The sequence below is a fragment of the Bdellovibrio bacteriovorus genome, assembly GCF_048286975.1.
Taxonomy (GTDB): domain Bacteria; phylum Bdellovibrionota; class Bdellovibrionia; order Bdellovibrionales; family Bdellovibrionaceae; genus Bdellovibrio; species Bdellovibrio bacteriovorus_H.
This window is the reverse complement of record NZ_JBLVRT010000002.1, coordinates 433,773-454,387: the sequence shown is the minus strand read 5'-3', so window position 1 is coordinate 454,387 and position 20,615 is coordinate 433,773. Positions and strand designations below refer to the sequence as shown.

General features: G+C 51.5%; 21 protein-coding genes. 4 read left to right on the top strand and 17 right to left on the bottom strand.

Annotated features, from left to right (window positions below; translation table 11 throughout):
- Window positions 1-13 precede the first annotated feature (13 nt).
- From ACNQKP_RS10350 to ACNQKP_RS10340, 3 genes are all read right to left on the bottom strand, one after another.
- The gene (locus ACNQKP_RS10350) at window positions 14-400 is read right to left on the bottom strand and encodes a hypothetical protein (RefSeq protein WP_417864642.1); all 387 of its coding nucleotides are present in this window, start codon (window positions 398-400) and stop codon (window positions 14-16) included.
- An 89-nt stretch (window positions 401-489) separates the two neighbouring features.
- A complete protein-coding gene (locus tag ACNQKP_RS10345; RefSeq protein WP_417864640.1) occupies window positions 490-1,590 on the bottom strand; it encodes a Rieske 2Fe-2S domain-containing protein in 1,101 nt (366 codons plus the stop codon).
- Between the two features lie 61 nt (window positions 1,591-1,651).
- Complete coding sequence (locus ACNQKP_RS10340; RefSeq protein WP_417864637.1) at window positions 1,652-2,548, bottom strand: trypsin-like serine peptidase; 897 nt, start codon at window positions 2,546-2,548, stop codon at window positions 1,652-1,654.
- 228 nt (window positions 2,549-2,776) lie between these two features.
- On the opposite strand from ACNQKP_RS10340, the gene ACNQKP_RS10335 reads away from it, so the two are divergent.
- The 3 genes from ACNQKP_RS10335 to ACNQKP_RS10325 all read left to right on the top strand — a co-directional run bounded on the left by ACNQKP_RS10335 (window position 2,777) and on the right by ACNQKP_RS10325 (window position 5,177).
- Complete coding sequence (locus tag ACNQKP_RS10335) at window positions 2,777-3,052, top strand: KH domain-containing protein (protein WP_088564757.1); 276 nt, start codon at window positions 2,777-2,779, stop codon at window positions 3,050-3,052.
- Between the two features lie 107 nt (window positions 3,053-3,159).
- Window positions 3,160-3,915 (top strand): DUF4423 domain-containing protein, encoded by a 756-nt coding sequence (locus tag ACNQKP_RS10330; protein WP_417864636.1) that lies wholly within the window; start codon window positions 3,160-3,162, stop codon window positions 3,913-3,915.
- Window positions 3,912-5,177: a hypothetical protein gene (locus tag ACNQKP_RS10325; RefSeq protein ID WP_417864635.1), complete on the top strand. Its 1,266-nt coding sequence runs from the start codon at window positions 3,912-3,914 to the stop codon at window positions 5,175-5,177. The genes ACNQKP_RS10330 and ACNQKP_RS10325 overlap by 4 nt, the downstream gene beginning before the upstream one ends.
- An 80-nt stretch (window positions 5,178-5,257) precedes the next feature.
- Here ACNQKP_RS10325 and gltS read toward each other — a convergent pair whose 3' ends face one another.
- The 5 genes from gltS to ACNQKP_RS10300 form a co-directional block, all read right to left on the bottom strand.
- On the bottom strand, window positions 5,258-6,442 hold the full coding sequence (gene gltS / locus ACNQKP_RS10320; protein ID WP_417864634.1) for a sodium/glutamate symporter: 1,185 nt from the start codon (window positions 6,440-6,442) through the stop codon (window positions 5,258-5,260).
- 39 nt (window positions 6,443-6,481) lie between these two features.
- Window positions 6,482-8,014 carry a methyl-accepting chemotaxis protein gene (locus ACNQKP_RS10315; RefSeq protein ID WP_417864631.1) on the bottom strand — a complete coding sequence of 511 codons (1,533 nt, stop codon included), beginning with the start codon at window positions 8,012-8,014 and terminating at the stop codon, window positions 6,482-6,484.
- 108 nt (window positions 8,015-8,122) lie between these two features.
- Entirely contained in the window at window positions 8,123-8,869 is a 747-nt protein-coding gene (locus ACNQKP_RS10310) for a ZIP family metal transporter (RefSeq protein WP_417864630.1), read from the bottom strand.
- Window positions 8,870-8,903: 34 nt separating this feature from the next.
- Window positions 8,904-9,410 carry a Dps family protein gene (locus ACNQKP_RS10305; RefSeq protein ID WP_417864627.1) on the bottom strand — a complete coding sequence of 169 codons (507 nt, stop codon included), beginning with the start codon at window positions 9,408-9,410 and terminating at the stop codon, window positions 8,904-8,906.
- A 153-nt stretch (window positions 9,411-9,563) separates the two neighbouring features.
- Window positions 9,564-10,520, bottom strand: a complete 957-nt coding sequence (locus ACNQKP_RS10300; RefSeq protein ID WP_417864625.1) for a hydrogen peroxide-inducible genes activator — start codon at window positions 10,518-10,520, stop codon at window positions 9,564-9,566.
- Window positions 10,521-10,563: 43 nt separating this feature from the next.
- On the opposite strand from ACNQKP_RS10300, the gene ACNQKP_RS10295 reads away from it, so the two are divergent.
- On the top strand, window positions 10,564-11,241 hold the full coding sequence (locus ACNQKP_RS10295; protein ID WP_417864623.1) for a protein-L-isoaspartate O-methyltransferase family protein: 678 nt from the start codon (window positions 10,564-10,566) through the stop codon (window positions 11,239-11,241).
- 28 nt (window positions 11,242-11,269) lie between these two features.
- On the opposite strand, the gene ACNQKP_RS10290 is transcribed toward ACNQKP_RS10295, so the two are convergent.
- The 9 genes from ACNQKP_RS10290 to ACNQKP_RS10250 all read right to left on the bottom strand — a co-directional run bounded on the left by ACNQKP_RS10290 (window position 11,270) and on the right by ACNQKP_RS10250 (window position 20,408).
- On the bottom strand, window positions 11,270-11,590 hold the full coding sequence (locus tag ACNQKP_RS10290) for a transcriptional regulator (protein ID WP_417864622.1): 321 nt from the start codon (window positions 11,588-11,590) through the stop codon (window positions 11,270-11,272).
- A gap of 10 nt (window positions 11,591-11,600) precedes the next feature.
- Window positions 11,601-12,923: an OmpA family protein gene (locus tag ACNQKP_RS10285; protein WP_416480340.1), complete on the bottom strand. Its 1,323-nt coding sequence runs from the start codon at window positions 12,921-12,923 to the stop codon at window positions 11,601-11,603.
- Between the two features lie 174 nt (window positions 12,924-13,097).
- Window positions 13,098-13,739: a sulfite exporter TauE/SafE family protein gene (locus tag ACNQKP_RS10280; RefSeq protein ID WP_374030674.1), complete on the bottom strand. Its 642-nt coding sequence runs from the start codon at window positions 13,737-13,739 to the stop codon at window positions 13,098-13,100.
- The gene (gene ccoG / locus ACNQKP_RS10275) at window positions 13,736-15,142 is read right to left on the bottom strand and encodes a cytochrome c oxidase accessory protein CcoG (protein ID WP_417864620.1); all 1,407 of its coding nucleotides are present in this window, start codon (window positions 15,140-15,142) and stop codon (window positions 13,736-13,738) included. Before ccoG ends, ACNQKP_RS10280 begins: the two co-directional genes overlap by 4 nt.
- A gap of 3 nt (window positions 15,143-15,145) precedes the next feature.
- Window positions 15,146-15,706, bottom strand: a complete 561-nt coding sequence (locus ACNQKP_RS10270) for a cbb3-type cytochrome c oxidase N-terminal domain-containing protein (RefSeq protein ID WP_417864617.1) — start codon at window positions 15,704-15,706, stop codon at window positions 15,146-15,148.
- 1 nt (window position 15,707) lies between these two features.
- The gene (locus ACNQKP_RS10265) at window positions 15,708-15,872 is read right to left on the bottom strand and encodes a cbb3-type cytochrome oxidase subunit 3 (protein WP_088564771.1); all 165 of its coding nucleotides are present in this window, start codon (window positions 15,870-15,872) and stop codon (window positions 15,708-15,710) included.
- Entirely contained in the window at window positions 15,869-17,989 is a 2,121-nt protein-coding gene (ccoN, locus tag ACNQKP_RS10260) for a cytochrome-c oxidase, cbb3-type subunit I (RefSeq protein ID WP_417864615.1), read from the bottom strand. Before ccoN ends, ACNQKP_RS10265 begins: the two co-directional genes overlap by 4 nt.
- Window positions 17,986-18,141: a cbb3-type cytochrome oxidase assembly protein CcoS gene (gene ccoS / locus ACNQKP_RS10255; protein ID WP_041577808.1), complete on the bottom strand. Its 156-nt coding sequence runs from the start codon at window positions 18,139-18,141 to the stop codon at window positions 17,986-17,988. Before ccoS ends, ccoN begins: the two co-directional genes overlap by 4 nt.
- Window positions 18,138-20,408, bottom strand: coding sequence for a heavy metal translocating P-type ATPase (locus ACNQKP_RS10250; RefSeq protein WP_417864613.1), 2,271 nt, complete (start codon window positions 20,406-20,408; stop codon window positions 18,138-18,140). The genes ccoS and ACNQKP_RS10250 overlap by 4 nt, the downstream gene beginning before the upstream one ends.
- Window positions 20,409-20,615 lie beyond the last annotated feature (207 nt).

The following is a 20,615-nucleotide window of genomic DNA, read 5'->3' as shown; positions in this document are numbered from 1 at the left end:
TATCAAGTTGAGGCTAGCGACAGCTTTGAGACCAGACCTTTAGGTCAGGGGAGCTGGACTGGGATGGATTGAACCAACGGGCTTCTTCAAACTTCCAGACAAAATCCATGCGGTGGGTGTTGTAGACATTCACGTAGTGAAGCCCGTCGCAGATGCCTTCAAGGCCCTTGTCGGTGACATACCAGTCTGAATGGTGGGCGGTGATTTCGGAGCGTTGTTGTTGCGAATCCTGGCACGTATAGACACAGCTCCATTTGCGCTGGGTTCCGTACCAGGTTTTCTTATACAGCTGGTACTTTTTGGAATACGGATCGGCGATGCAGCTGCAGGCTTCGGCTAAGGCCGGGGTCGTGAATTCAAAGGCGACTAAAACTGCTAGGGCTAAAAAGGCGATTCGCATGTTTTCACAAGATGCAAGAGCAGTTCCGGGCCGGGAAGGAATCAGACAGATTTAAACTGTCTATAAAATCGACGGTGCCGTCCCCGGACCTAACGGTCGTGATGCTTCGAGGCGTTGTAAGCTTTGCGCCCGGCCCGGTGTTGCAGCACGTGAGCGGAGGTCTCAAGCAGGGCACAAGACAGTTCTGCGCAACGATCCAGCAGTTCCTGAGCGCCTTCTGTCAGGGCCTGGCTTTGCTGGACGTAGCGCACGTTGTGCTCCATGTTCTCAGAGCTCCATCCCAAAGAGTGAGCGATAAAGGGAAACGGGGGCAGGTGATAGCCGAGCTCTGAGAAAAAGCCCATCATGTGACCCGCGACAGCCTGCACATTGTCCTGCCCACCGGTGATGATGAATCCGGCAACTTTGTTGCGCACCAGTTGGTTGTTGTGGATTGTAATTTGATTTTGGATGCAATTAAAGCGTTCCGCCATTTTATAATACAGCGAACTGGCTGAGCCCCAGCGAATGGGTGTCGCCACGATCATCACATCCGCCCAGTGAATGAGATCTTCATACACGCGATCCAGCTGATCGTTTGGATCCATCTGCGTGATCGAGCAGGGCCAGGTGCAGGCGTGCGCACTTTTTGAATAAAACCCCTCGCAGTGGCGAAACTTCAGTTCGCGAATTTTCTGCAGGCGGGTTTCATAGCCCTTGTTTTCAGCGTGTTTCAGAGTTTGTTCCAGTAAAAGTTCCGATGTTGAAATCCGTGGATGGGCATTATCCATCACTGTGGTTGAGATACCCACCACTCGCAACGGGCCTGGTTCACGCTGCACTTTGCGGGTGAGGGGATGGGGCTCATGTGGCAGGTGCCCTCGCGCCGTTGCACTGGCAAGATCCACCCACAGTTCGCCATCTTCCGTTTTGAGTTTGTATGCGGGCACGCGGTCGCCTTCATAGCCAGGCTCGCCAAATCCGGTGCGATAGTGAAATTTGTAGTAGTGCCAGGGGCAGACAACATAGTCGCCCTCCAGGGTTCCATTGCCCAAAGGGCCGCCGACGTGATTGCACACGCCTGAGATGGCAGTGAACTCGTTGTCTTTGAAAATCAGAGCCAGTCGGGTCCGGTGAACTTCGAGCTGCTGCAGACTCTTTTTCTTGAGCAGTTCGATCGGACCCAGCTTGTGCCATTGAGTTTGTGACATTTCTTTATTGGAACCAAAAATACCGGTTCAGGAAAGCAATGTCATCCTGACCTGATGAAGGTCAAAGATAGGGAAGGATGCGTGTGATACGAGTGACGTCCTCACCACGACATTCTGTGCTTGGGCAGCGGTTGGAAACCGTGCATGAGCCCTGATATACAAAATCGGTGTCTCCACGGACCAAGATGCCCTCAATCACACCGGAAGAGTTAAATACTGCGGAACCTGAGTTTCCTCCGTAGGTATCCAGATTTGCGACGAAATGTTCAGATTCTGTGGCACTGCGCACTTTGGCTCCAGCGGCAACTTTGGTGGGAAGACCCACAGGATGTCCAATCACAACCAGCGATGCTCCGACTTTGATGCTTCCGCTTTTGCGGGTTTTTAAAACAGCATGGTTGGGCACTGCACGATCCAGACGAATCAGCGCAAAGTCTGAACCTGTTGCCAGAACCTCGGTGTGAATGATTTCAGCGCAGCGATAGACTTCGCTGGAAGGGACTTCGCGGGGCTGGACTCCTGCGGACTTAACGGCATATCCAAAGACAAAACGGGTGTCACTGCAGTCACGAACGGAGCGTACGCAGTGACCGGCGGTGGCTATGACGTCTGGCGCAACCAAGGAGCCTGAACAGAAGGCCGCATTTTCCTGTTCGCCAAAGCGCTCGGAGGCGCACAGGTTGTATGATCTGCGGAAAGTTTGGGCAGTGATGCGGGTGATGTCGGCGCCCACCTGCAGATTTTCGTCCTTGATCAATGCGACCGTGGAATCGGCCAGCCGCCGTTGCACGGAGGACTTTACTTCAAAGAGATCCTTTCGGTCGTCGCTGCCATAGATGACTTTTTCCTGCAGCTCAGGGGGGGCTTGTGGCGTTATGGCCGAGTTTTCACCCGGGGTGCTGTTTTGGCAGGCATTTAAGAACACTAATAAAGAAAAACATAAAACTGTTTTTTGCATCCGTTATCTTCCTTTGATGGGGGATTGGAGGGACGGCCTTGTCCCGGTACTGAATGACCCCGAAGAAACAGAAAAAGGTTAACCCGGTGGCTGGTTTTCTGGGTCCTATCAGAGGGAAATTTGAGCATTCCTATATTCTTGGTGGAACACTTTCCGGGCTAGGGCGGACGCGGCAGGGTTGCTCTTAAGGCTGGGGATCAACAAAATAGGTGTTACGGAGAACGTAAGATGTTGGCGGAGACTATGACCCAGGATGCGGATATCAGAGATCGTTTGGCGAAGGTGCTTGAGAGCGTGATTCAAGAGATGACTTCCTGCTATGAACAGGTGGAAGTGACCTTTGCAGCAGGCGACAAAACCACAGTGTATAAAGTGACGGTGCCGCAGGAGTATCGAGGTAAATTGATTGGCTCTCAGGGGAAGAATATCACTTCGCTCCGCAATATTATCGGCGCAATGGCCGGCAATCACGGCTTTCGCGCTATCATAGAGCTTGTCATCTGAATCTGTTGCAGCGTTCCCTTTGTTTGATGTACGGAACTCTTCGTCTATTTTAACCTTGCAACTTTGTTATTAAATGTAAAAAATCCCTCATGTCGGTGGGGGATTTTGTGTCTAATCAATTCGGTGCCCTGTTAAAAAATAAGCTAGAGGAAATTCAGAAAAAGAACCCTCGCTTCTCGTTCCGTTCTTTGGCCAAGAAGGTTGGCATCTCTCCAGGCTGTTTGAACGAACTGATGCACGGCAAGCGCCCTTTGAGTGAATTTTATGCCAACAAAATTGTTCTGGGACTTGAGTTGGGTGCCGAGGAACGCAACGAAGTTTATTCTTTGATCTCCACGCGTTCCCGAAAATTTGCGGCACAAAAAACTTTGGCGGAAAAAGAGCTGGAACTGATCGCCAGCTGGGAGCACTTTGCGATCCTGAATCTTATCCGCATGAAAACCTTCAAGCCGGATCCGGAATGGATTGCTGAACGTCTGGCCTTGCCGCTGGAAAAGGTTCAGCAAAGTCTGGAGCTGCTTTTGGACTTGGGCTTTATTAAGCGCAAGGGCAATTCCATCGCGCGTTCGGTGGCAAGTCTTGCCACCACCACCGATATTCCAAGTGAGGCGTTGGTTCAGGCCCACGTGTCTGACATGCACAAGGCCATCGAGGTTCTGAAAAGAACTCCGACGGACCGTCGTGATTATTCCGCCATCACCATGGCCATCAATCCGCACAAAATGGAAGAGGCCAAGAGTTTGATTAAAAAATTCCGCCGTAAACTGTCCATGCTGGTTGAGGAGGGCGACATGACGGAAGTGTACAACCTGAATATCCAGTTTTTCCCCCTGACTGTTGCTGAAAGTGAGAAGCCGCTATGATCAAAAAGACCCTGTTACCCCTGATTCTGTTTTCATTTGCGGGGTCGCTGGCACAGGCCGCATTTATCGGCGGTGATGAAAAAGGCAATGGCGGCAGCGTCATTTATTGCGAAAACCGTTTTGAACATCAGCGTTTTGAAGTTCTGGATCTGTTTGAGGCCCGCGAGATTCAGACTTTCGAAATGGATGTCATTGAAGGTCTTGAGTATAAAAAAATCCTGCGCCAGATGATTGCCCGCATGGAAAATATCAATCCAACCCGGGCGATTTTGTACAACTCGTTTCTGGAGACTTTTGATCGTGAAGCTTTGTTCCTGAAAGGCACCGAGTTCACTGATATTCCGGATCGTGGCTGGGGTGCTTTGCCAAAGGGTTGCATCCTGGTTCAGGGCGCCGTTCAGTACAAGCGCCCAAGCATCAAGGGGCATCGCTATTACTTCAATAAGGATGTCTGGGATCGCATGACAAACACGCAGCGTTCGGCGCTGGTGCTGCATGAGTTCATCTATCGCGAAGGTCTGCAGCCTGAAAACAACTTCCAGACATCCAATGGCGTTCGTCTGATGAACGGCTTCCTGCATTCCACCATGATGCGTGATGTGACTGTGCCTCAGTACATTGATCTGTTGCAAAGATCAGGTTTGCAGTTGGCTGACGTGAATGGTTACCATGTCTTCCTGCATTCGGGTCAGGAATTGGGTCGTGGTCAATCCTACAGAGTTTCCTTCAACGATATGGGTATTGTTACCTCTGCGACATTGGCCAGATCGTTTTATCTTTCTGGTCCGGGCGGACGCCCCATGCCGGTTTATTGCGGGGGATCTCAGTCGACACCGGTAGAAAAGGGCGGGGGGATCATCAACTTCTGGCCGAATGGAAAAGTCAGGCATATTCAGATGGGCTGCACTTCCGCGGGATTTGTTCTGCGCTCGAAGGAAGCTATTGGTCAGGCGACCGCATCGGAACTGTTCTACAACGAACAGGGATTGCTGACTCAGATTAAAACTCTTCAGCTTGAATTGAATCATATTGATTACAGTCTTCGTTCGACTCGTCCGGGTGGCTACATCAACTTCTATCAAACCGGTGAGCCGTCGCAGGTTTGCATCGGTAATTACTATGTAGATCATCAGCGCAGCTGGATACGTGATGCAAGCGGAGAAGGGGCTGTTGTCGCCCAGTCGGGACATGACACCTTCGGTTTGACTTTGGATGGTCGTATCTTTGAGTCGACGAAGTCTCTCTGCGGTTTTGAACGGTAGTTTTTCAGGCATAAGTATTAAATAAAAAAAAGCCCGCTGAAATCCAGCGGGCTTTTTTTATTCAATATTTCGCTTCGGCATCAATTGCCAAACAAGTTGATGCAGAAGGTGACCAGCGCCGCATTGATAAAGTCAATAAAACAGGACCCCACCAGTGGAACCACCAGGAAGGCCTTGTAGGCGTGACCATAGCGCTGACTGAGTGAATGCATATTGGCCATGGCGTTGGCTGTGGTTCCCATCATGAATCCGACATAGCCGGCACTCATTACGGACGCTTCGTAATCCCGGCCACCGACCCAGAATGCGGGGCCCAGAGCCGTCACCGCCACCAGCAGGGCCTGTACAGTCAGGAAGACTAATATCGGCAAGGCGGCGTTCTTCAGCTCTTCCAAACGCAGACTCATGATGGCCATCGCAATGAACAGGGTCAGGGCGACGGAACCGATCTCCTCAATCCATTCCGGAGAGATTTTAAAGACTGGCTTCATATCTTCGATGTTGCGGAAGATCGCAGCAACCACCATGGAACCAATGTAGATGGGCAGGGTGATTTTCAAAGAGCTGATCCACGAGCTGATCGTGGTGCCGATACCCATGATCAGGGTGAGCGCCAGAAGGTGCATCAGCAGGTCGCGACCCGCGAAGGATTTCAGCATCATGGATTCATGCTGTTCTTTGTTGTCATGATCGACCGGATGTTTGAGTTTCTTTTTGTTGATCAGATAAGTCGCCAGGGGAGTTCCAATCAATCCACCCAGGACAATCCCACCCATGGCGGTAGTCAGGCCGATGACGGAGGCTCCTTCGACTCCGGCCGCCTCAAAGACGGGACCGAACGCCAAGGCTGTGCCCGGACCTCCGGTAAGGGAGACGGCACCCGTCAAAACCCCCATCAAAGGGTGTTCGCCCATCATTTTTGCCAGTCCGATCCCGGCAATGATTTGCACCAGCAGGCCGCCGACAGTCAAAAGCAGGAAGAACACCACCGCGCGACCGCCCTCTTTTAGCAGGCGCACAGATGCGGAGTAGCCGACAGACGTGAAGAAGGTGATCATCAGTGCTTCCTCAAAGGCCTTGTTGAATTGCAGAACAAAAAGGCCGTTGGCCTTCAGGATTGAAATGACGATAGCGACAATAAAGCCACCGATAACCGGCGACGGAAGATTGTACTTATCCAGGACGTGGACTTTGCTTTTAATATACCGGCCGAAATAAACGACCAGTGCTGCCAGAGCGACGGTTTGAAATGCTGTTAATGTCATCACAAAAGCCTAGCGTGGCCCGTCGCCGCTGTCCACCCTTTAGCTGGCTTTCGGGCGTCCGTTGAGCACGCCCTCCACGGATTCCACCATCATATCGAGCTGCTGGGACTGACTCGACAGCTCCACTGAGGCCGCCGCAGTTTCTTCCGAAGAGGCGGCATTATTCTGGGTGACTTTGTCCAGATCATGCAAAGCGCGGGAGATCTGATCGATGCCCGTTGACTGCTCCTGACTGGCCTGGGCTATTTCATTGTTTAAAGTTGAAACTTTTTGTGACTCTTGCAGAATTGTTTGTAAAGTTTCTCCACCTTGCAGGGCGGATTTGTAGCTGACCTCGATCTGACTGACGCTTTCAGAAATCAAGCCGGATATCTCCTTCGCGGACTGAGCGGACTTCAGCGCCAGTTGGCGGACGGCTTCGGCAACAACCGAGAACCCACGTCCATTTTCGCCGGCACGGGCCGCTTCCACAGCGGCATTCAGAGCCAGCAGATTTGTCTGAAAGGCAATGTCGTCAATCAGACCCGTGATCTCCTGCACCTTTTTCGCCGTGACGGAGACAGCTTGCATTGAAGTGATCAGCTCCTGCATATTTTGTTCACCCCGCACAGCCGCATCCATGGCAGACGTGGACAGCAACCGGGCGTTCTGGGCGTTGTCGGAATTCACTTTCACCATGCTGGTCAGTTCTTCGATAGAAGCGGATGTTTCCTCAAGGGCGGCAGCGGCTTCCGTGGCCGATGTGCTCAAGCCCTGTGAAGCATCGGAAATCTCCGAACTTGTGGCCGAAAGATGCTGACTTGAGTTTCTGATGCTGTTGACGGCGTTGCGCAGGTTTTCCAGCGGTTTGCGCAGAACAAGCCAGGCGACAAGAACGCTCAGAATAAGTCCGAAGAAAGAAAATAGAAGGATCTTATTCACCGAAGCCTGGCTGGTGGCATTGGCGGTGGCCATACTGCTGGTGATGGCAAAGACACCATGAAGTTTTCCATCGGACCAGTTTTCCATGTCATGCCCCAGCACATCTTTACCATTGCCAAACGGGCTTTGCGACGGATGGCCGTGACAGATCAAGCAACCTTGTTTTTCAGACAATCGGACCGGGCGATAGACAATGACTGATTCATTGCTGGTGGTGACGATTTCCTTCAGAGTGGGTTCATTAAGAAAGCGGTTGTAGATCTGCATTTCATCAGTTCGAGCCTGGTTTTCCTCCCGGCGGGGTTCTGGAGAAAAGACCCTGAACTTATAACCACTGCGCTCGGACTGATCCTGACCCACTTTGATCGAAGCGAAAATCGGAACCCTTCGCAGAATGTTCATCTTTAAATCTTTCGGGACATTTCCATCAGGATAGCGACTGCCAATATCATTTATATATTCAGCAAGGCCCCCTTGGGAGGCGACGTAATCGCGCGTGCCCTCCAGTTGATCCAGGATGGCCCGGCTCTTGTCGATCAGGTCTTTTTCGCCCTGATCGTGGACCTCGGATCGGGAGACTTGGGTGGCGGCAACAACTGAGACAACAGCGGCAAGGGAAACAATGGCAGTAATTTTTGTGATCAGCTTCAAGCACAACCTCCTGTGCCCTTTCAGTGTAAGATGGGCCGGGGGGGAGTAATGATGATGCAGATCATAAAATAAATTATTATTCATTGGGATGTTTCAGAGTGAAACATCCTAGGACTGACCGATGATCCAGTTCATTACAATTACAGAAAGGGCGCCGGCGACAAATTGTTTTTGCCACAGATAAGTCATGCGCGTTTCTTTCATTTTGGCGAAGATTTCTTCCAGAGTCACACTGATCATGGCGCCACCGGCGAAAGCCAGAATGAAGGGCAGCGACGCCGAAGTGACGCTGGTGAAGATTCCCCCCAAAGTTCCTCCCAGAACTTCCATAACCCCGGTCATCGCGGCGCCGAAGAAAGAAACCTTGCGGGACATGCCGATGGAAAGGAATGCCGCGGCGGTGGCCAGGCCTTCGGGGAAGTTTTGAAACACAATGGCGCCCACCACTGTCCAGCCGTTGGCGGCGGAAATGGAATCAGCGCTCAGCGCAGCTCCCGAAGCCAAACCTTCGGGGAGGTTGTGCAGCATCATAGCCGTCACGAAAAGCCAGGCTCTTCGGTGAACAGACCATTCGGAGGGCGTCACGCTATGGATCAGATGGCTCAGTCCATAGATGGAAGCCACACCGAGCGCCAGGGCAAGAGACACCCCGAAGGAGCTGTGGGTGCTTGAATAAGCAGGGCCGATAAGATTAAAGGCTGCCGCCGCCAGCATCATCCCGATGGCAAAATCCAGATTCAGACTGCGCCAGGGATTCCAGCCGGTGGTTTTGTTTTTCAGAATGGGAAGAGCACCGAGCATTGTTGAAAGCCCGGTGATTCCTCCTGCCAACAGTCCCATCAATGCGCTGCCCATGTTCTACATCCTTTCTCGATGATTTAAATCGGGATCAGGATCTGTGACTGCGGATCATCCAAGCGGCTTTTTCATGGAAGCCGATCAGGTCTTCGTACAAAGTCACAGCACTGGTTTCTTCCGCTTCCTCGGCGGTTTCCAGTCGGGATTTTAAAGCGATGGCCAGATTTGTGTGGTCCTGGCTGAGCATTTCGATCATTTGACTGGCGCTCATTTTGTCAGAAGCCTCCTGAATGGAGGACAGTTCTTTGAACTCTTTGAAGCTGCCCGGAGCTTTGACTTTCAAAGCGCGGATGACTTCGGCCGTACGATCGACGAATTCCGCCAGTTGGCCGTATTGTTCTTCAAACAACTTGTGCAGAGAGAAGAACATCGGACCTTCCACGTTCCAGTGGAAGTTTTGGGTTTTAAGTTGCAGCAGGTATTCCTCAGCCAATGATTTTTTCAGTGTTTCAACAACGGCATTGGTGCCGGTTTCAACCGATTTCATGCTGCTGACGGATTTGCTTTCATTCAGTGAGTGGGCGTTTTGTGATCTCATAAATTCCTCCTTGTCACTGTCAGAGAGGTCCCTTGGAGGAACCTCGCTCTTGCCTGTAAACAGGATAAGCCCGGTGACGGGAGGTGAACAGTTCTCTTTTTCTATGGGAACTATAGAGATTATCTATATGCTGTCTATAGGCATAGATGAAAACTATTTGAGATAGCCTAAGGGATTGTCGATTTTCAGTTGGTTTTTACCTCGGGTGGCAGACAGTCCTTCGGGCAGGTTTTTCTTTATGGTTTCAATAAGAGCCTTTAAAAGGGCCTTCCTTTGGAAATGAGGTCCATGAACCAGGCTCACTTCCCGGGTTGGGACCGGATCCGAGAAAGGTCGCAGTCGCTTTTTGTCCTGCACGTCGAGCGCAGCCAGATAAGGGAGCAGTGTAAAGCTTTCCCCCTGATCTACCAGTTTTTTCAAGGTCTCAAGACTGCCACTTTCAAAGGTGAAACTGCGATCCATCACCGCCGGACTTTTTTTGTTGCGGCAAAGGGAAAGGCTTTGCTCGCGGAAGCAGTGGCCTTCGTTCAGCAGCAGGACGTCTTCTGATGAAAGGTCTTTTTCATCCAGCGATTTCTGGCTTAGAAGGGGGTGCCCTTTGGACAGATAAACATTGAACGGCTCATAGAACAAAACGTGATTGGCGATATTCAGATCATCAATCGGCGTGACGATGATGCCCAGATCCAGGCTGTGATTGCGGATCTTTTCAATCATCACCTCGGTTTGCAGTTCTTCAAAAGTCAGATGTAAACTGCTGTGGGCGTCCTTGATTTTTTTCAGGAACAGCGGCAGCAGATACGGGGCCAGCGTGGGAATGATTCCGATGCGCAGTTCGCCGCGCAGAGATCCTTTGGCATCGTCGACGATTTCTTTCAGGTGCTGCGAACCTTTGACCACCAGGCGGGCCTGCTGCAGGACCTCTTCGCCGACCGAGGTGGGGCGGATGGGTTGTTTGGTGCGATCAAAAAGAATCACGCCCAGTTCTTCTTCCAGCTTTTGAATTTGCATGCTCAGCGTGGGTTGAGTGACATGGCATTGGCGGGCAGCGTGGCTGAAGCTGCCTGTGTCGGCGACGGCAAGAATGTATTCGAGTTGAGTCAGTGTCATGATACAAGCTTGCCGTTCGGGAAAAAACCTTGCAAGCTTAATCATGGGCTTGTCACTGGAACACTATCAACAAAGTGTCTTGAAGCGCGCATTGCCACTGTCTGAAAAAGTGGTGGAAGCTTTTTATAGTCAGCCCCGGCACATCTTCGTGCCGGAATACACGGTCGAAGAGGCCTACGAAGATCATCCTCTGGTGTTGTTCAACAGTCCTCCTTTTGTCTCTACTATTTCTCAACCCAGTTTTGTTCTGCGCATTCTGGATTTGCTCAAACTCGAGCCCGGACAAAAGGTTTTTGAGCTGGGCACGGGCAGTGGCTGGAACACCGCCATGATGGCTGATATTGTTGGTAAAAGCGGCAAGGTGGTCTCTGTGGAAGTGATCAGTGAGCTTGCCGCCAGAGCCCAGAAAATCCTGGCGGAGCGCCATCTTTCCCAGGTCATTGTCAAAGCCGGGGACGGTTTTGAAGGGGATGCGGCCAATGGACCCTATGACCGGGTGATATTCACGGCCGGCTCTTCCGAGTTTCCACAAAAGGTTTTTGCGCAGTTAAAGGAGTCCGGTTGGATGGTGTTTGTGCGAAAGGCGCATGGATCGCCGGATATGCTGGAGCTGATTCATAAAGTGAATTCTGAACCCCATGTGGTGACGTCAGTGCCTTGCTCTTTTGTTAGTGTGGTGCGGGAAAAAGCGGGGCCTGATTCGAAAGAAACAAATCCTTGAATCAAGCCTCCGGTGGGTGAGCAGGGTCTCATCCCAGGTAATCATCTTTTGGTTTTCGGTCACGATTCGCCGGAGCTTTGGGTTTCAGCTCCATCACACGTTCTTTCTTTTCCTCGTCAGCCTTGACCGGCTTTTCCTCGGGTTCATCATAAAGATGGTAGTGTGATGCTATCTCGGCGAACTTTTCACTGGCTTCGTCGATGGCCATTCCCACTTTGCGTTCCAGCAGATCGACGATGGACTGGGCATTGCCTTTGGTGCTTTCAAGGTCATTGTCCGAAAGCTCACGCCATTTCTGCATGAGCTCCCGTTTCAGTTCCTGCCAGCCTTGACCAGGAATTTGTGACATAGGCACCTCCTTACTCAGTTTCGATCACAAGATCAATACGACGATTTTGTGCTCGTCCTGCAGCCGTGTTGTTGTTACCAATTGGATTGTCATAACCCATTCCCACGGACTCGACTTTATCCGCTGGCAGAGTTCCCTGGGATACCAGGAAGTTCTGAACGGATTGAGCGCGTTTTTCTGACAACACGCGGTTGGCTTCTGCGCTTCCCACGTTGTCCGTGTGACCTTCGACGATCACTTTGGAAGGGGTGACTCCGGCCAATGCGCCTTCAACTTTTTTCAGCAAGGCCTGGTTTTTTGGTCCCAGATTGGACTGTGCAGTGGGGAATTGCAGACCTTTCAGGCGCACCATCAGCTTGCCATTTTCGGTGAAGACTTCCGCCTCGTTGGGCTTCAGTTGACTGCGCAGGGCTTGAGCGCGACTTAGCAAAGCCTGCTGCCGTTCCAGCTCCATGCGCTGACGTTCAGCTTCGCTTTGAACTGTTTGCAGTTCTTGTTCCGCACTGGAGTATTCATTACGCAAAGTGGAGATGGTGCGCTGCTGGCGTTCTGCCATCAACACCAGGTCTTCAGAATTGCCCGCATTGACTTTGCGGGTGACGTCCATCAAGTGCTGGGATTCACGGGTGGCGTCCTGGGAGGCGCGGGCGATGACGGCCGGATTGCGCGGATCAGCCTTGATCAGCTTCTCGGCATTTTCATATTTCATCGCTGCCATGCCAAAGGACTTGGGTGCATTTTTGTCAGCACCGGCTTTTTTTGCGGTGTCCAGATTGTCTTTGGCTGTTCCCAGATAGGCTTTGGTGACGGACATGATTTCAAGGTCCCGGTAACGGCTGATGATTTCATCGCCGCGTTTGTCCGCCGGACTCAAGTTCCCTTTTTCAATCGCCACGGTGATCTTTTCCAGATCCTTTCCAGCCTTGTCCCATTCTTTAGGGTAAAGTTTGGGGGCTCCGGCTTTCATTGCGCCTTCGCGTGCATCGGTGATTTGTCGCATCGACGTTCGTGCGATTTCTGCGCGGGTGTTGGCTTCATTCAACCACGCGCGGGAATAAGCAACCTGTTCCAGAATGTCAGCATTGGGTTTGTCTTTTTCTTTTTTCTGCTTGGCTTTTTCCAAAGCTTTGGTGGCGTCGGTGAAGTTCTCAGGTGAAAGAACGTCAATTTGTTTGGATCGCGCCTCGCTGATCATGGCTTCGGTTTTTTCAATCTCGGCCGTCGGATTGGCACTGGAAGAAATCGGCTGCACATTGGGTGGTTTGCTCGCGCAACCTGCGATAAATCCGGCAACAGCCACAGATGCTAGTATCTTATGAGTCCGGGAAACCATAGAACGCCTCCTTCGTAGACGTGAACGAACGTGTTAAACTCTTGATTTAACGCTAAGCCCGCGGAAGGAAGGCGCACAAGGAAAACAACCTTGGACGGTCGAATCGTTGCGATCTAACAACGGGGCTCGTCCAAAGAAAGGTCGGGTTTGTTGCGAAGCGGAAATAACTAAAAACTAATGCATCAGCATGAAGCTGCCCAAAGAATACAAACCGGCCACGATCAGCACGCCCCCGGCAATGCGTTGCTGGCGAAGGCCGGCTTGCTGCAGGCCCTGACGAATCATCATGGGAACGGCACTCAGTGCCGGCAAACCACCCAGCCAGAACAACGCCAAAGTCAGACCTCCGGCCCACGGGCTTTGCGTGGCAATCGCGGCAGTCACATAAGTGTAAAGCCAGCCGCAGGGAAGAAGGGCGGTTAAAAGGCCCACGACAAAACCTGATTTGCCCACATGAAACGCCTGCAGTCGTTTAATGACACCCAAGATGGAATGAGAAATCCTGTTTGCAGACAGACGCTGCTGCCAGGACACCGGCAGAATCAAACGAGCGCCCGAACCCACAAGCACCAGTGCCAAAAGAATGGCCGAAATCCAGCGCAGGGTCACAAACTGACTGTTCAGAAAGAACTGCCCCAAAGAACCGGCCAGCACACCCAAAAGGACATAGGCACACAAGCGGCCAAGGTGATAGGAGAGCAAGCTTTTACGTGCGCTCATCAGCGTCGCAACAGGTCCACACATTCCCGCACAATGCCAACTGCCGAAGAAGCTGGAGGAAAGTATTCCCAATGCCAGAAGGGCGGAGGACATCATTGTGACCTCGGTCCCACAAGAATCAGTTCGCGGTGGGTTTTAAAGCCTTGCGGCGCCAGTTCGTCCTGCACATTCACTTCTGTTTTTAACTGTCCGCTGGCCGGGATCACAGAAACCGGAATTCTGACAAAGAAATACCATTCACGTGATTCACCCGGAGCCAGATGAATCGGATTTTCCGCCACCTGAACCTGGATTCCCTGATCCAGAAGTTGTTGAGGCAAGGTCAGATTATAGCGGGCCCGCAAGGCGCCCTGATTTTGGATGTGCAGGCGGAACTGATTTAAAAGAACTTCCTGACCATCACTGTTTTTGACGTAAGAGTACGGCAGACCGGCTCCGCGAAGGACGGCGATATGCACAGGTTCGCGTGTGCTGACCGCGTAAGCCAATCCGCCAATCAAACCCACAATCGCCAGGATGTAAATGATGGAACGTGGTTTGGCCAAAGAGATCTTGCTGCCATCCAGAGTGTCATAGCGAATCAGCCCTTTGGGCTTTTTCACTTTCTCCATGATTTCATCGCAGGCATCGATACATGCGGTGCAGGCGATGCATTCCATCTGCAGGCCGTTGCGGATATCGATCCCTGTCGGACAGACTTGCACGCAGCGATTGCAAGACACGCAGTCACCGGCTTTTTCGTTGGGTTGTGTGGTGCCTTTGCGGGGTTCGCCCCGGTTCACGTCGTAAACCACCGCCAGGGATTTTTGATCCAGCAGCACGGACTGGATACGTCCATAAGGGCACATGATCACGCAGAACTGTTCACGGAACCAGCCGAAATCAAAAAGAATGATGGCGGTGAAGAACAGTACCAGAATGAAATATGTCATGTTCTGGGCCGGTGAGCCTTGGGTCATTGCCAGCAGCTCACTTGCACCAACGAAGTAAGCGATAAAGCTGTGGGCAATCACAGAAGACACGGCAAAAAACAAGAACCATTTCAGGGACACTTTGCGGATTTTAGTCAGATTCATCGGTCCGTCACGCAATTGACGGCGCTGGATGTAAGTGCCCTCCACCCATTTTTCAATGCGGCGATAGACGGCATCAATGAACACTGTTTGCGGGCAGGCCCAGCCACACCAGACGCGACCCCAGATCGAAGTCACAAAAGCCAGGCCCAGAGTCAAAGTTCCGACGATATAAAAAAGCATCGGCGCATCGTGGGCTTTGAATAAAACCCCAAATAGAGCGAACTCCCGTTTGGGGATATCCAGCAGAATGGTCTGATGACCATTGAAAGTCGTCCAGGGCAGGATCAGGAACACAATCAACAAAATGATCTGAGTCCAGTCGCGATGACGTCGGAAGCGCCCCCGCACTTCGGCAGGGATAATGTTCAACCGGTCACCATGCTCATCAACACTTGTTAGCTTGCCTGAATCCAACCCCGACATAACTTACTCCACAGCCTCGCCCTGAGGCTCTTTTGCGCCAGCCGGGTTGCTGCCTTTTTTGGACAGGATAAACGCCGACACCGCATAGATTTCATCTTTTTTCATGACGGGGCCCCATGGAGGCATGCCTTTTTCGGGAACACCGTCACGAACAACCTTCACCACATCCAAGCGAGTGGCTTTGCCATGCATCCAGAACTTATCAGTCAGATTCGGTCCGATCAAACCTTGCAGCTCCTGGCCATGGCAGGAAGCACACTTGGAGGCAAACTGGGCGGCTCCTAAAGCCAGCACACCGTCTTTTTCAAATGCGGCTTGCAGGGATTCTTCAGTTTCCATCGGTGACGCGGTTGCGGCCTTGGCTTGAACCTGTTCGATTTCAGTCATCGCCACTTTCAATTCATCCTGCAAAGTCGGGCCACCGCCCAACTCATAGTGGATGCAATAGATGAAGGCGAAAATGATGGTGAGGAAGAAGGTCCACAGCCACCAGGTTGGCAGGGGGTTATCGTGTTCGATAATCCCGTCGTATTCGTGGAATTTTTCCTTGTTATCTTCGCTCATTTTATTCTCCGTCTTTCAAAGGAATCTGTTCCATGTGGGCATAAATCTCGGTGCTGTTTTTGCGGTATACCCAGATCATCACTCCTACAAAGAAGAGGAAGAAGATCAAAAGGCCCATCGCAGTCAGGTGCGTGTCAGTGAAATATTTCAGTCCTTCCGATTTCATTGTACTTTTCCTTTCTGCCCCAGGGACTGCAGGTAAGCAATCAGGGCCACGATTTCCTTGTCTTCAAGACCTTTTGGAGCACCGTTGGATTCCAGATCCGCAGCAATCTCTTTGGCCTGTTTCTGAGCATAGATGTCGGCGTTGGCCACAACATCGTCAGCATAAGGAACATCCAGCTGCTTCATGACGGACAGTTTTTTACGCAGGACCAGGAAGTCGGTCTTTTTTTCTGCCAGCCAAGGATAGTTCGGCATGATACTTTTCGGAGTCACGGCACGCGGATCCAGCATATGGCTGTAATGCCACAGGTTCGGATACTTCTTGCCCAGACGGGAAAGATCCGGACCTGTGCGTTTTGAGCCCCATTGGAACGGACGATCGTACATGGATTCTTCCACCGTGGAAGCGGCTCCATAGCGCATCACTTCGGAAGCGATCGGACGAATCTGCTGGGAATGGCAGACGTAACAGCCTTCCTTGATATAGATATCACGACCTGCTAGCTCCAGTGGTGAATACGGATCCACGATGTTGTTCGGATTCACATAGCGGTGCAGGGAAAGTGTCGGATAAATCTCGATCACGGAACCCACGGCAATTGCCAGGAATGCCAGGACAGAGAACACCGCACCCATGCCTTCCAGTTTGCGGTGACCTTTAGTCAGCTCGTCATAACCGGAACGGGACACTTCGATGTAGGCATCATGTTGTTCTTTGGGAGCCAGCTTGATGGTTTTATAGATGTTGTAACACATCATCACGAAGCCCACGATGAACAGGAATCCACCCAGTGCGCGCACCCAGTAAAGTGGAACGATACGAACCACAGTTTCGATAAAGTCCGGATACACCAAAGTACCGTCTTCACCAACCGCCAGCCACATCAAACCTTGAGTGATACCGGCAACAACCATGGAAGTGTAGTACAGAAGCACACCTGTCAAACCGATCCAGAAATGATTTTCCAGAAGTTTTTTGGAGTACAGTTCAGTTCTCCACAAACGTGGCACCAGATAATAAACCATACCGAAAGTCAGGAATCCATTCCAGCCCAGAGCGCCAGAGTGAACGTGACCCACGATCCAGTCCGTGTAGTGACCGACCGCAGAGATGGACTTGATGGAAAGCAGAGGCCCTTCGAAAGTCGACATTCCATAGAAGGTCAATGCCGCAACGAAGAACTTGATCAGCGGTTCAGTTTTCAGCAGATGCCAGGAACCTTTCAAAGTCAAAAGACCGTTGATCATACCACCCCAGGACGGAGCCCACAGCATGATGGAGAAAATCATCCCCAAAGTCTGCGCCCATTCCGGCAGGGAAGTGTAAAGCAAGTGGTGAGGACCGGCCCAGATATAGATAAATACCAACGCCCAGAAGTGAATGATACTGAGGCGGTAAGAATACACCGGACGATTCGCGGCTTTCGGTACATAGTAGTACATCAAACCCAGGAACGGAGTGGTCAGGAAGAATGCCACGGCGTTATGTCCGTACCACCACTGAACCAGCGCATCCTGAATACCCGCATATACCGGATAGGACTGCAGGAATGTCACCGGGATCTCGATAGAGTTCACGATGTGCAAAACCGCCACTGTAATGATTGTTGCGATATAGAACCAGATCGCCACGTACATGTGTTTTTCACGGCGTTGGCGCAGGGTCATAAAGAAGTTGATCGCGAAGATCACCCACACAACCGTGATGGCGATATCAATCGGCCATTCCAGTTCTGCATATTCTTTGGACTGAGTGTAACCCAGCGGTAAAGTGATGGCGGCAGAAAGGATGATCAGCTGCCAGCCCCAGAAGTGCATTTTGGAAAGCACATCCGAAAACATTCTGGTTTTCAGCAGTCTTTGGCTGGAATGATAAATCCCGGCAAAGATCGCATTCCCGGCAAAAGCAAAGATCGCAGCATTGGTGTGCAGCGGTCTCAAACGCCCGAAGGTGATCCATTCCAGATTGGCATTCATGGGCCAATAAGCCAGTTGCAACGCGGCGATCAAGCCAAAAAGAAACGCAGCCCCGGCCCAGATCAAGGTCGCCAGGACGAACTTTTTGACAATATCGTCATCGTAGTAAATTTTTTCGATGAGATTTCCCGATGTGTTCACGATTTTTTCCTTTCGTTTTCGTCATCTAAAATACGGTGTGCTGGTGTCTCGAGGTCATCGAACTGACCTTTGTTGGTGGCCCAGAGAAAGGCAGAGACAAAGCCTATTCCCAGAATTAACGCCATGGGGATCATCAATAAGATAATGTTCATCGGAAACCCCACAATGAAGAAAGAATGATAACAATCGAACTGATCGGCATCAGAATCGCGGCCATCAGCGGATCAATGAATCCAGCCAAAGCCAGCAGTCCGCCGACAGTATTATAAACCAATGAAATGCCCAGATTGCGTTTCAGAACATTCTGAGTCTGCAAAGAGATCTGCATCAGATCAAAGAACGGGGAAAGGCCCCCGCGAGTGAAGTACACATCCGCGCTGTTCAGGCTTAAGTCCACGCTGCCTTTCACTGCGATACCAACATCCGCAGCCTGAAGGCTGAGGGAGTCGTTGGCGCCGTCGCCGATCATGCAGGTGTTTTTGTGGCGGATCAGAATCTCTTTTTTGTCTTCAGGGAACAGTTCGCCATGCGCGTTTTCTTTGGCGATACCACACTGGGCAGCGGCCTGATAGACACGGCTTTTTTTGTCACCGGAAAGCAGGAAGCAGTTCATGCCGCGTTTTTTCAGTTCTTGAACGGCCTGGGCTGAATCAGCACGCAGTTCATCCAGGAAGTAAAGACGGCACAGGCTTTGCCCTTCGCAGATCACTTCGATGGCTGTTTCATCCTCGTGAGTGCTTTCAGACAGGTGACGGATCTCATAAAGTTTTCCGTCGATCAGGCCTTTGACACCTTTTCCCAGAATTTCCTGGGCTTGCTCCACCACGGGAAGACTTTCCGGATGAGGCCACGCTTTACGAAGTGCAAAGGCCAGTGGATGGTAAGAGCGAGCTTCCAAAGCCAGAATGCAGGCTTGCAGGCGCGGAGAAATAATGGCCGGCTCAGAGTGGGATAGTGACAGATGCCCTTCAGTCAAAGTGCCGGTCTTATCAAAGAAGATGTTTTTAACTTCCAGCATGCGCTCAAGGCTGGTCGCATCTTTTAATAGAATTCCCAGCCGTTGGGATTTTTTCAGAGCCAGCCCGAAAGTCAGCGGCGAGCCAAAGGCCAAAGCACAAGGGCAGGCCAGCACAATCAAAGCCAGGGAACGATTGAAGGCTTCTGACATATCCACACTGGCGTAAGCCAGGAAGAACAAAACCGCGATAGAGAAAACAGTGATAATCAGATATTGAGCCAGGCGGTCAGTCAGGGCGATGAAGCGGCTTTTTTGCAAAGCCCCCTGATCCAGCTGCTGCAGAAGCTGACCCAGTTTGCTTTCAGCAAAATTCACATTCATGCGGATCAAAACACCGTCATCCAGAACCTTGGTGCCAGCAAACAGAGTCATTCCGGACGAAAAGACTTTAGGAAGGGATTCGCCGTTAAACAGCGACATGTCCAAAGTGGCATGGGATGACATCAAAGTCGCATCCGAAGGCAGGCTTTGCCCCTGTTTCAGCTTCAGCACATCACCAGATTTTACGGAAGACCACGGGATCACCGCGGCCTTGCCACCGTCAACACGCTCGTATTTTTCCATCTGGAAGAATGACTTCATACGCGACGGGGACAGATAGTTCTGCTGCACGCGTTTCAACAGATAGCGTGCGGATAGGATGAAGAACATGAAGCTGGCAGTGCTGTCGAAATAGATGTCACCGTTTCCGCGGATCAGGTTCGCAGTGGACAGCGCAAAACCGGAAAGCATGGCAATAGTGATCGGCAGGTCCACATTGATAACTTTGTATTTCAAAGAGTTCCAGGCGCCCTTGTAAAACGGCTGCGCTGAATACAATAGAATTGGCAGGAACAGCGCGAAGCTCAGCCAGTTAAATACGGTCGCCCAGCTGCCAGCAAGTCCGGCATACACCGGAATCACAAACAGCATGGTGTTCCCGGCACAGAAGCCAGCCACGGCGATTCTTTTCAGGAAGCTGCGGTTTTCAGACTGATATCGTTCAGCCAGATTATCCTGGGCTGCCAGCGGGGAGGGCTTGTAACCAAGCTCGGCGATCACGTGCGCCACTTGCGCCAAGGAGCCGCCTTCGGCCAGTTTGATAGTGACCGTGCTTTGGCCAAAATTCACACGTGCGGATTCGATGCGATCGTAAAATTCAGGAAGTTTTTCCAGCAGGTGAACGCAGGAAGAGCAGTGCAGCCCTTCCGCAAAGAACAGATAGTTAAAGCCCTGCTGCGGGTGGGAATAAAGCTTACGGAATTCAGGTTGATCCAGATAAGCGAAGGGATTTTGTTTTTCACCCAGAACCGGCATCTGGCGCACATGCAGGTCCAGCATTTCACACGCAGAACAGCAGTATACGGGTTCGGTTGTTCCCGCTCGGCAGTAGGCGCATTCGTGTAGGGTGGCTGTGCTCATAAACTCCTCGACCTGTCTCAAATATGCCTTTCTCCACCCCGCCCCGATATGATCGGCATCATGTTCCCCAAAATAGTCGCAAAATGTGAGGTGGGTTGGAGGCGCAGGTGCTGCAATTTGCTGCACTTTACGGGTTTTTTCTAAACTGGGGCGGTCTAGAAATAGTCCATGCTACGGCATGTGGGGGATCCCGTTCCATGATCCAGA

Coding starts and splice junctions, on each gene's coding strand:
- ACNQKP_RS10295 (WP_417864623.1), top strand. CDS start 10,564: ATGGGCTTGTCACTGGAACACTATCAACAAAGTGTCTTGAAGCGCGCA.
- ACNQKP_RS10345 (WP_417864640.1), bottom strand. CDS start 1,590: ATGTCACAAACTCAATGGCACAAGCTGGGTCCGATCGAACTGCTCAAG.
- ACNQKP_RS10250 (WP_417864613.1), bottom strand. CDS start 20,408: ATGAGCACAGCCACCCTACACGAATGCGCCTACTGCCGAGCGGGAACA.
- ACNQKP_RS10350 (WP_417864642.1), bottom strand. CDS start 400: ATGCGAATCGCCTTTTTAGCCCTAGCAGTTTTAGTCGCCTTTGAATTC.
- ACNQKP_RS10290 (WP_417864622.1), bottom strand. CDS start 11,590: ATGTCACAAATTCCTGGTCAAGGCTGGCAGGAACTGAAACGGGAGCTC.
- ACNQKP_RS10280 (WP_374030674.1), bottom strand. CDS start 13,739: ATGATGTCCTCCGCCCTTCTGGCATTGGGAATACTTTCCTCCAGCTTC.
- ACNQKP_RS10285 (WP_416480340.1), bottom strand. CDS start 12,923: ATGGTTTCCCGGACTCATAAGATACTAGCATCTGTGGCTGTTGCCGGA.
- ACNQKP_RS10265 (WP_088564771.1), bottom strand. CDS start 15,872: ATGAAATCGGAAGGACTGAAATATTTCACTGACACGCACCTGACTGCG.
- ACNQKP_RS10305 (WP_417864627.1), bottom strand. CDS start 9,410: ATGAGATCACAAAACGCCCACTCACTGAATGAAAGCAAATCCGTCAGC.
- ACNQKP_RS10325 (WP_417864635.1), top strand. CDS start 3,912: ATGATCAAAAAGACCCTGTTACCCCTGATTCTGTTTTCATTTGCGGGG.
- gltS (WP_417864634.1), bottom strand. CDS start 6,442: ATGACATTAACAGCATTTCAAACCGTCGCTCTGGCAGCACTGGTCGTT.
- ACNQKP_RS10340 (WP_417864637.1), bottom strand. CDS start 2,548: ATGCAAAAAACAGTTTTATGTTTTTCTTTATTAGTGTTCTTAAATGCC.
- ccoG (WP_417864620.1), bottom strand. CDS start 15,142: ATGTCGGGGTTGGATTCAGGCAAGCTAACAAGTGTTGATGAGCATGGT.
- ACNQKP_RS10300 (WP_417864625.1), bottom strand. CDS start 10,520: ATGACACTGACTCAACTCGAATACATTCTTGCCGTCGCCGACACAGGC.
- ccoS (WP_041577808.1), bottom strand. CDS start 18,141: ATGAACATTATCTTATTGATGATCCCCATGGCGTTAATTCTGGGAATA.
- ACNQKP_RS10335 (WP_088564757.1), top strand. CDS start 2,777: ATGTTGGCGGAGACTATGACCCAGGATGCGGATATCAGAGATCGTTTG.
- ACNQKP_RS10310 (WP_417864630.1), bottom strand. CDS start 8,869: ATGGGCAGCGCATTGATGGGACTGTTGGCAGGAGGAATCACCGGGCTT.
- ACNQKP_RS10270 (WP_417864617.1), bottom strand. CDS start 15,706: ATGAGCGAAGATAACAAGGAAAAATTCCACGAATACGACGGGATTATC.